Origin of the sequence: Azohydromonas sediminis (assembly GCF_003574675.1) — a bacterium.
Taxonomy (GTDB): domain Bacteria; phylum Pseudomonadota; class Gammaproteobacteria; order Burkholderiales; family Burkholderiaceae_C; genus Calidifontimicrobium; species Calidifontimicrobium sediminis.
Genome location: NZ_QOAZ01000106.1, coordinates 1 through 644, shown reverse-complemented (window position 1 = coordinate 644; position 644 = coordinate 1). Strand labels below are relative to the sequence as shown.

At 56.4% G+C, this 644-nt stretch carries 2 protein-coding genes; both read left to right on the top strand.

Translation table 11 applies throughout. The features are described 5' to 3' along the window. Nucleotides 1-165 precede the first annotated feature (165 nt). The gene (locus DRV96_RS18300; RefSeq protein WP_162911153.1) at nt 166-423 is read left to right on the top strand and encodes a hypothetical protein; all 258 of its coding nucleotides are present in this window, start codon (nt 166-168) and stop codon (nt 421-423) included. After that, the gene (locus tag DRV96_RS18295; RefSeq protein WP_162911152.1) at nt 420-623 is read left to right on the top strand and encodes a hypothetical protein; all 204 of its coding nucleotides are present in this window, start codon (nt 420-422) and stop codon (nt 621-623) included. Before DRV96_RS18300 ends, DRV96_RS18295 begins: the two co-directional genes overlap by 4 nt. Nucleotides 624-644 lie beyond the last annotated feature (21 nt).

Genomic DNA, 644 nt, shown 5'->3' with positions numbered 1-644 from the left:
AGGGCGTGTACCCGGAAGGGATGACGCAAGCCGAGGTCCGCAAAGAAGTCGATGGGACGTTTGGCGGCCGTTTCGAGCAATTCGGCGGCGGCAAGTTCAGATTCATCGCCTACACAGACTGACAACCCAGCCCGCTTAGTCGGGCTTTTTTCATTGGAGCAGAGCATGAACAACGTCCACGACACATTCCAGCGCATCTTTGCAACCAACCCAGCAGTTCCCCAGCCATCGCGGCAGTCAATCAACGACAGCGATATCTACGTGGTTGATCTGACCACGCGGAAGGTGGTGAAGGAATACGGCTCTGCAAGCGCAACAGCAAGCGATGCGCGAATCTATGGGGTTGCGGTGAGGCAGGGGCAGACTTGGATGACGGGTCTGGAACTCAAGGGGTCGGGTCTTGTTGATCTGGAGGCGGTATGAGCATGTTCCGCACGCGATACCGCATCGTGACTGACAACTACAACGGATACGAAGCGCAATTCAGGCGGTGGTGGATGCCTTTCTATGTGCAGTGCTTTTTCTGCAATACCTCCGCAACCGTAGACCGCGCCAGAGAAATCATCAAACGACATGCGCAGCGGGTGATTGAAGTCATCGACCCCGCAGGAGAAACGCCATGAACCGCATCCACCCCAACTGGC

Bases quoted from the DNA above. Each gene is read 5' to 3' on its own strand.
- DRV96_RS18300 (WP_162911153.1), top strand. From the start codon at position 166: ATGAACAACGTCCACGACACATTCCAGCGCATCTTTGCAACCAACCCA.
- DRV96_RS18295 (WP_162911152.1), top strand. From the start codon at position 420: ATGAGCATGTTCCGCACGCGATACCGCATCGTGACTGACAACTACAAC.